This is a genomic window from Maricaulis sp. (assembly GCF_015665295.1).
Classification (GTDB): domain Bacteria; phylum Pseudomonadota; class Alphaproteobacteria; order Caulobacterales; family Maricaulaceae; genus Maricaulis.
Genome location: NZ_JADFAJ010000044.1, coordinates 1 through 8,006, shown reverse-complemented (window position 1 = coordinate 8,006; position 8,006 = coordinate 1). Strand labels below are relative to the sequence as shown.

The 8,006-nt window shown below is 65.3% G+C and carries 7 protein-coding genes; 5 read left to right on the top strand and 2 right to left on the bottom strand.

What is annotated here, in order from left to right; translation table 11 throughout:
* The first annotated feature begins 497 nt into the window (after window positions 1-497).
* Entirely contained in the window at window positions 498-2,165 is a 1,668-nt protein-coding gene (gene ettA, locus QZZ02_RS15025) for an energy-dependent translational throttle protein EttA (protein ID WP_291845622.1), read from the top strand.
* 54 nt (window positions 2,166-2,219) lie between these two features.
* On the opposite strand, the gene QZZ02_RS15020 is transcribed toward ettA, so the two are convergent.
* Window positions 2,220-3,560: a S41 family peptidase gene (locus QZZ02_RS15020; RefSeq protein WP_291845621.1), complete on the bottom strand. Its 1,341-nt coding sequence runs from the start codon at window positions 3,558-3,560 to the stop codon at window positions 2,220-2,222.
* A gap of 76 nt (window positions 3,561-3,636) precedes the next feature.
* Here QZZ02_RS15020 and QZZ02_RS15015 point away from each other — a divergent pair, with 76 nt between their 5' ends.
* Window positions 3,637-4,143, top strand: a complete 507-nt coding sequence (locus tag QZZ02_RS15015) for a MarR family transcriptional regulator (protein WP_291845620.1) — start codon at window positions 3,637-3,639, stop codon at window positions 4,141-4,143.
* 20 nt (window positions 4,144-4,163) lie between these two features.
* Here QZZ02_RS15015 and QZZ02_RS15010 read toward each other — a convergent pair whose 3' ends face one another.
* Window positions 4,164-5,432, bottom strand: a complete 1,269-nt coding sequence (locus QZZ02_RS15010; RefSeq protein ID WP_291845618.1) for a D-amino acid dehydrogenase — start codon at window positions 5,430-5,432, stop codon at window positions 4,164-4,166.
* A 98-nt stretch (window positions 5,433-5,530) separates the two neighbouring features.
* Between QZZ02_RS15010 and QZZ02_RS15005 the strand changes: the two genes are divergently transcribed.
* The 3 genes from QZZ02_RS15005 (at window position 5,531) to QZZ02_RS14995 (ending at window position 7,953) form a co-directional block, all read left to right on the top strand.
* The gene (locus tag QZZ02_RS15005) at window positions 5,531-6,484 is read left to right on the top strand and encodes a metalloregulator ArsR/SmtB family transcription factor (RefSeq protein ID WP_291845616.1); all 954 of its coding nucleotides are present in this window, start codon (window positions 5,531-5,533) and stop codon (window positions 6,482-6,484) included.
* Between the two features lie 66 nt (window positions 6,485-6,550).
* Entirely contained in the window at window positions 6,551-7,180 is a 630-nt protein-coding gene (locus QZZ02_RS15000) for a hypothetical protein (RefSeq protein ID WP_291845614.1), read from the top strand.
* A 299-nt stretch (window positions 7,181-7,479) separates the two neighbouring features.
* Complete coding sequence (locus tag QZZ02_RS14995; protein WP_291845612.1) at window positions 7,480-7,953, top strand: ATP-dependent zinc protease; 474 nt, start codon at window positions 7,480-7,482, stop codon at window positions 7,951-7,953.
* Window positions 7,954-8,006 lie beyond the last annotated feature (53 nt).

The window sequence follows — 8,006 nt, the reverse complement described above, 5'->3', positions numbered from 1 at the left end:
CCCGTCGGCGGCCGCACCGGGTCTGATGGTGGTCAACCCCACCAAACCGGATGCGCTCCGCCATCCCCAAACCCCCGGATAACCGGTCCGGGCCTCAAGATGGCCTGGGAACGGCAAGGATTATGGGACGGCAACGGGCGGGGGCGGACAAGGTTTCCGGGAAGTCTCGCCTTTACAGTGCATTAGGGCGATGAAACGTGGGATAAACCCGCACTATTCTTCCCCACGATGTGGGGAAGTGGGCCGAGGCGGAGCCTCGGGTCGATGGGGTCCGAGCGCAGCGAGGATGGGGCGAAGCGAGGGGTGAGCGTGCCACACCGCCTGCGGCGGCCCCTCCGTCTTGCCGCTTCGCGCCAAGCCACCTCCCCATGGAATGGGGAGGAAAGTCGCTCTTCGCCTGCCCCAAACCCCACACTCTTACCGCATTGCCCTTCCAGCCTCACTCCGCTACACGGTGCGGCTCAAGATTCCCTGCCAGACAAGAGAGCCTCTCCCCCATGGCCGCTTACAAATTCGTCTATCACATGGACAAGCTGTCGAAGACCTATCCGGGCGCTGCCAAGCCCGTGTTCGACGGTATTTCCCTGCACTTCCTGCCCGATGCCAAGATCGGCGTTGTCGGCGTCAACGGTGCCGGTAAATCCACCCTGTTGAAGATCATGGCCGGCATGGACACCGAATTCACCGGTGAGGCCTGGGCCGAAAAGGGCGTGAAGGTCGGCTATCTCGCCCAGGAACCGCAACTCGATGAAGACAAGACGGTCTGGGAGAACGTGATCGAGGGCTCTGCCCCGAAACAGCTTCTGGAAGCGTTCAACGCCATCTCGATGCAGCTCGCCGAGGATTATTCCGACGAGCTGATGGAGAAGATGACCGAGCTCCAGGAGAAGATCGACAACGAGAATGCCTGGGACATCGACTCGAAGATCGAGATGGCGATGACGGCGCTGCGTTGCCCGCCCGCCGACTGGCCGGTCACCGATTTGTCCGGCGGTGAGCGTCGCCGCGTCGCCCTGTGCCGCCTGCTTCTGTCCGACCCGCACATGCTGCTGCTCGATGAGCCGACCAACCACCTCGACGCCGAGAGTGTGCAGTGGCTGCAGAATTATCTGGAAGACTTCAAGGGGGCTGTCCTGGTCGTCACCCACGACCGTTACTTCCTCGACAGCATCACCACCTGGACGCTCGAGCTCGATCGCGGCCGTGGCGTGCCCTATGAGGGTGGTTACTCTGCCTGGCTTGAACAAAAGTCCAAGCGCCTGGCCCAGGAAGACCGCGAAAAGAGCGCCAAAGATCGTGCCCTGATGCGCGAACTCGAGTGGATCCGCTCCTCGCCGAAAGCCCGCCAGGCCAAGTCCAAGGCGCGTATCAAATCCTATGAGGATCTGCGCGATGCCGCCGAACGCGCCGAAATCACCACGGCCCAGATCACCATCCCGCCCGGCCCGCGCCTGGGCGGTGTCGTGGTCGAGGTGGAGAACCTCAAGAAAGGCTTCGAGGACAAGCTCCTCATTGACGGCCTGTCCTTCAAGCTGCCGCCGGGCGGCGTGGTCGGCGTGATCGGTCCGAACGGGGCGGGCAAGTCCACCCTGTTCAAGATGATCACCGGCCAGGAGACCCCGGACGAGGGCATGATCCGCCTCGGTGAGACGGTCAAGCTGGGCTATGTCGACCAGTCGCGTGACACGCTCGACCCGAACAAGACGGTCTGGCAGGAAATCTCCGGCGGCAATGACATGATCGAGCTGGGCGGCAAGGAAGTGCCCTCGCGCGCCTATGTCGGCACGTTCAACTTCAAGGGCGGCGACCAGCAGAAGAAGGTCGGCCTGCTCTCGGGCGGTGAGCGCAACCGCGTCCATCTCGCCAAGATGCTGCAGACCGGTGGCAACCTGCTGCTGCTCGATGAGCCGACCAACGATCTCGACGTCGAGACCCTGGCGGCGCTGGAACAGGCGCTGGAAGCCTATCCGGGCTGCGCCGTGGTCATCTCGCACGACCGTTTCTTCCTCGACCGCCTGGCCACCCACATCCTGGCCTTTGAAGGTGACAGCCATGTCGAATGGTTCGAGGGCAATTTCGAGGACTATATCGAGGACAAGAAGCGCCGGCTCGGCCCGGACGCCGACATGCCCAAGAAGATCAAGTTCCAGAAATTCGCGCGCTAGTTCGCGCCGATATCCGAGGAAAGGGCCCGGCGGTTTCGCCGGGCCCTTTTTGTATCAGTCGTCTGCCAGCAGGTGCGCAATCAGCGCGCTGATCTGCGCCTCGCGGGGGCCGCTGAGCGGAATGTCCGGCACGACCGGCGCGCTGGACGTGTCGCCGGAGGCACGGGTGAAGACATAGATCGGGGCCGCCACCTCGAGCCCGCTGTGGGCGAGCGTGTGGAACTGGACCTGCCCGGTTGAGTTGGCGCGGCCCTCGGTTCCGGGGCCGGCGACCGGTGCGATGTTGAAATCCTGCGCCGTTGTGGCGAGGACAATGGCCTGTGAATAGGTGCCGGCGCCGACCAGGAAGGCGACGCGCCCTGTGAAGCGGTGATCCAGACTGGCAGGTGGCTCGACCCATTGGGCGAAGGGCAGGGACAGGATCTCGCCGATCCGGGCGCCCGGGACGAGTGGCTGGTTTTCCGGCGTGATGCGGGCGGTGACAGCGGAAATCGGTGTGTGGCGCTGGTCGGTCAGATAGGCCAGGAGGTGGTCTGACAGCTGATGCGCGCCGCCACCGTTTTCGCTGATGTCGATGATCAGGATCGCGGCGCCGCGCGCGTCGATTTCGGCAAAGCTGGCGTCGATGAAGGCGGCGAACCCGCTCTCCAGCGTCGGCATGAAGGTGTTCAACGTCAGGATCGCGGCTTCGCCTTGCGCCGCGTCGATGTGCATGAAGTCCAGGGACCAGGGCTGTGGCGCCGTGCCCGCGCGATCGGAGGCCGGGTCGAGCTGGTGGCTTGCGATTGACCCGTCAGGACGGATGACATCCAGCTGCCAGGCCTCGGCACCGCCGGTCAGCGCCCACAGGAAGCGCGGGAAACGGGTCTCGACAACATGGGCGCGCAGGCCGGGCGTGTCGCCATTGGCGCGCGCAAGGGCGGCAGCAAGGATCGCGCCGGCTGGCTGGCCATTGATGTGGGTGATTTCGCTACCGGCTGCCAGGGCGCTGGCCGGATCGACGATTGTGCCGACGATCAGCCGGTTGCCGATGATCCTGACCGGCAGGGTGAAGGCCGGGCCGCCATCGACGAGCCAGGCCTCATAATCGGCCTGGGGCAGGCGCAGGGTGACGTGGCCATCGGCGAACAGCGGATTGAGGGTCGCCAATTCGAGCCAGGCCTCGCGCCGCGTATAGCGCCCGTCGAGGCGCTCGCGGAGCGCGTGGAAGGCGGCGTCGACGGTCGCCACATCCATGCTGAACTCCGGCTGCGGATGGGTGGCGAACAACCAGTCCTGCCAGTCCGTCACGTCCTCGATCAGTGCCTCGGCGGGCAGGGCGGCGGGCTCGGCGCTGGCGCAGGCGGGCAGGCAGGCCAGCACGAGCGCGGCGAACCAGCTGTGGACTTTGGTCATGAATTCTCTCAGTGTGCCATATGCGTTACTAGTAACGTTACTGGTAACGCATATGGCCGAGGGAGGCAAGCACACCATGCTCAGCGAGAGACAAGCGGGGCTCGACAATCTGATTCACGACGAGATGGCGCCCGGCTTTCTTGGCCTCCTGCTGGGCAGTCTCGTCGAACGCCTGGTCGAGGATGGCAGTGAGCCGGCGCAGGCGGCCGGAATAACGGCGCCGCTGCGCAGCTTCTCAATGCTGCTGCTCCTGTCGCGCGCCGATCAGAGCGTCACCGAGCTGGCGCGGCGGCTCGGGGTGACCCATGCCGCTGTCATCAAGACCAGCCGCGTGCTCGAACGCTCGGGCCTGGTCTGTCGGGGTGAAGATCCCGACGATGCCCGCCGCAAGCCGCTCTGCCTGACGCCGGCCGGGCGCACCCAGTCCCTGCGGATCGAGGCCTATATGCAGCGCGCCAATGCCGTCTATGCAGACCTGTTTGCGGAGATCGGTGTCGACCTGTTTGCCGCCGCCCGCGCCTTCGAGGCGGCACTCATCAAAGAGAGTTTCGGGCATCGACTGTCGCGTACCGAGATGCCCTGAAACCTGGCGGTTCGTGTTTTCTAGAAGCGCTTGGCCGAAAAGGCTTCGGCTGGCACCGGCGGGGTCTCGCCATCCATCAGGGCGGCCAGGAGGCCGGCCGAGCCCATGGCCTGGGTCCAGCCGAGATGGCCGTGGCCGGTGGTGATCCACAGGCCCTTGGCACGGGTCTCGCCGATAACGGGGCGGCCATCGGCCGACATCGGGCGGAAGCCGCACCAGGGTTTTTCATCCCCGGTCAAAAGGCGTTCGGCCAGGGCGGGATAGACGCGGCGCAACAGCAGGCGCAGGTTTTCCACCCGTTCGGCGCGCAGGCGCCGGTCCTCGCCGGCGAACTCAGCCGTGCCGGCGACCCGCAACCGGTCACCCAGCGGCGTCACGATGGCGTGCAGCGCATCGTCGACCACGGGCAGGGCGGGTCGGTCATTGAGCCCCGACATGTCGAGGCTCAGCGAATAGCCCTTTACCGGGCGCACCGGGATGTGCAGGCCGAGCGGGGCAAGAAGGCGGCGCGAGGCATGGCCGGTGGCGATGACGACCTGGTCGGCCTCGATCTCCTCGGTCGCCGTCCTGATGCCGATGATCCGGCCGGCACGGTCGATCAGGCTGTCGACGGTCGAGCCATACTCAAAGCGCACCCCCATGCCGGCAGCAATCGCGGCGAGGGCCTGCGTGAAGCGATGCGCATCGCCGCTCTCATCATCCGGATAGAAGACCGCCCCCGCCATCTGGTCGGCGACATCGGCGAGCAGCGGTTCGCGCTTCACCATCGCGGCACGGTCGAGGATTTCCCAGCGCAGGCCGGCATCGGCGAGCGCCTGGCTGGCCTGGCGGGCCGGCTCCAGCGCGCGGGCATCGCGGCAGACCTTCATCGTGCCATTGGCAAGATTGGCGAATTCCAGCTTGTGCTGGTCCCGCGCCGCCTGGGTGCGCCCGAGCGAGTAGCGCGACAGGGCGAAATTGGCGAGAGCGGCTGCCTCATGGCGCTTGCGCGTCGAGTTGGCGAGGAATTGCAGACCCCAGGGGATGAGGCCGGGCAGGGCGTGAAGGCGGAGTTTCATCGCCGAATGCGGGTCGGCCAGCGAGGCCAGGAGTTTCCAGTGCACGCCCGGCGCATTCCACGGTTCCGGCTCGGACGGGGTCAGCGCGCCGGCATTGGCGAAACTGGTTTCCAGACCGGCACCGGGATGGGTGTCGAGCACGAGAACGTCATGGCCACGCTCGCGCAGGGCATGGGCTGCCGCCACGCCGGCCAGCCCGGCCCCGATAATGATCACATCCTGCTTGGCCAAGTTTGACTCCTGAATCGGCCTGCCTGAGCGGCCCGGTTTGAACTTCGTGGGGATGCGGATAAAAGCAAGGCATATTCTGCAGGTATTCCCGGGATTCCATGGACGCCGTCGTCACCCAACTCAAAGCACTCGCCGAACCGACGCGCTTGCGGATCGTTGCCCTGTTGTCGCGCGGGGAGCTGACGGTATCCGAGCTCGTCTCCATCCTGGGGCAGAGCCAGCCGCGCGTGTCGCGCCATCTCAAACTGCTGACCGATGCCGGCCTGGCCGAGCGTCTGCCCGAGGGCGCCTATGTCTTCTACCGGCTCACCGATGCCGGCGGCGGCCGCAAGCTGGCCCAGATGGCCAATGAGCTGGTGCCCGAGGATGACGCGGTCCTGACGCGTGACGTGTCACGCCTTGAAGCCATCAAATACGCCCGCGCCCAGGCCGCCCAGGCCTATTTCGAGAGCGTTGCGGAAGACTGGGACACGATCCGCTCGCTGCACCTGGCCGATCACAAGGTGGAGGCCGCCATGCGCGAGCTGGCCGGTCCCGGTCCCTTCGGCCTGATGATCGATGTCGGCGTCGGGACCGGCCGGGTGCTGGAGCTGTTCTCCGACCGGGTGGCGCGCGGCATCGGCGTCGACATCAACCATTCCATGCTCAATGTCGCCCGCCTGAACCTGGAAAAGGCCGGGCTGAAGCATTGCTCTGTCCGCCATGCCGATGTCGGGGCGCTGCCCTTTGACACGGCGGTTGCCGATCTCGTGACCGTGCACCAGGTGCTGCACTATCTCGAGGATCCGGCGCTGGCGGTCGATGAATGCGCCCGCGTGCTCAAGCCGGGCGGCAATCTGTTGATCGTCGACTTTGCACCACACCAGCTGGAAACCCTGCGCGAGGACCATTTTCACCGCCGATTGGGCTTTGCCGATGAGGAGATGGCCGACCTGATCGGTCATGCCGGTCTGGAACTGGCCCATCAATCTTCCCTGCACCCGGAAGACCCGAGCGGTCAGCTGACGATGAAAATCTGGATCGCCCGCCGCAAGACAGGCACTCCCGCCTGACGCGAATGCACTTCACGCCCTTGTGGTGACGATGTAGCGTCTGGCTCGTCTTGCAGGGGGGCAGACATGAAAACTGCGTTGAACATCATCAGCATCGCCGTTCTCGGTGCGATTGCCGGCGGCATTTATCTCGGGGCCGGTGATCCGGACCCGGGTTCGGTCACGGGCGCGGACACGATGCCCGGCGAGGGCCTGGCACCGGATCCGGCACCGGTCGCCGATACCATCCCGGCTGATCCGCTGGCCGGGGAGATCATCGACCCGACCGCCAATGGCATTGTCCACACGGTCGAGGGCACGTCCTCGGGTTACTTCATCGCCAATGAGGAAATCCGCTTTGGCGATCTCATCCTGGAGAATATCGAGCTGTGGCCGGCCATGCCGGAATGCGACGAGCCGGCCTATGTCCGCCTCGCCATGGAAGACACATCCGACCAGCTCGGCGAGAATGAGTACGGACCCTATTTCCGCCTCTACGCCATGACGATCGACAGCGCTTCCATCACCGATGACGGCGTGATGATCACTGCGTCGGACGCCGATATCGGCACGCTGGTCATCGAGGCCGACTATGTCGACGGCGCCCTGGCCGAATGGCAGACCGGCGCGGATGCGATCGACGAATTGCTGGTCGGCACGGCGACGCTGAACGGCGACGTGCAGCCGGCGCGCTTTGCCTTCTGGATCGGGGATTAGATCACTGCGCGCCAAAGCTGGATTTTCCTCCCCACAGCGTGGGGAGGTGGCTTGGCGCGAAGCGGCAAGACAGAGGGGGGACGCCGTAGGCGGCATGGGTGCAGCGTCGCCTGGCCCCTTCCTCGCTTCGCTCGGACCCCATCGACCTCAGCGTCGCGTCGCGACGCTGAGCCCACTTCCCCATTTCACGGGGAAGAAAAGACGAGCCGGCCCGACCCGTGGCGCGACTGTTCCCGCTTGCCTTTTCCCGCGCGCCGGTGCTTGCATGCCCGCGATTGCCTGACGGGACTGCCAGCGCCATGGTTCGCAAGACAAAATCGAATGCAACGGCCCAGCCGGGGGCGCCCTCGATCGTGGTCGGATGGCGCGAATGGGTGGGCCTGCCCGAGCTGGGTGCGGTGCGCATCAAGGCCAAGATCGATACCGGCGCGCGGACCTCGGCCATTCATGCCTGGAAGATCCAGCCCTTCGAGAAGGAGGGCGAGAACTGGGTGCGTTTCGAGCTGCATCCCAACCAGGATGACAACAAGACCCGCATCGCCTGCGAGGCACGCGTCGTCGACAGCCGCCTGATCAAGAGCTCGAACGGGCAGGAACAGCGCCGCTATGTGATCCGCACATCGATCCGGATCGGGCTGCATGTCTGGCCGATCGAGTTGACGCTGACGCGGCGGGATGAGATGGGGTTCCGCATGCTGGTTGGTCGCACCGCCCTGAAGCCGGGTGCGCTGGTCAATCCGTCCAAATCCTTCCTCTGCACGACCGAGGCTTAGGCCCCGGCCGTTTTCGTGTTACCCCGACCATCCTGGCCGATGTATCCAAGCCG

Excerpts from the sequence above, each read along its gene's own strand:
- QZZ02_RS15005 (WP_291845616.1), top strand. The coding sequence starts at position 5,531 with ATGGACGCCGTCGTCACCCAACTCAAAGCACTCGCCGAACCGACGCGC.
- ettA (WP_291845622.1), top strand. The coding sequence starts at position 498 with ATGGCCGCTTACAAATTCGTCTATCACATGGACAAGCTGTCGAAGACC.
- QZZ02_RS15020 (WP_291845621.1), bottom strand. The coding sequence starts at position 3,560 with ATGACCAAAGTCCACAGCTGGTTCGCCGCGCTCGTGCTGGCCTGCCTG.
- QZZ02_RS15000 (WP_291845614.1), top strand. The coding sequence starts at position 6,551 with ATGAAAACTGCGTTGAACATCATCAGCATCGCCGTTCTCGGTGCGATT.
- QZZ02_RS15015 (WP_291845620.1), top strand. The coding sequence starts at position 3,637 with ATGCTCAGCGAGAGACAAGCGGGGCTCGACAATCTGATTCACGACGAG.
- QZZ02_RS14995 (WP_291845612.1), top strand. The coding sequence starts at position 7,480 with ATGGTTCGCAAGACAAAATCGAATGCAACGGCCCAGCCGGGGGCGCCC.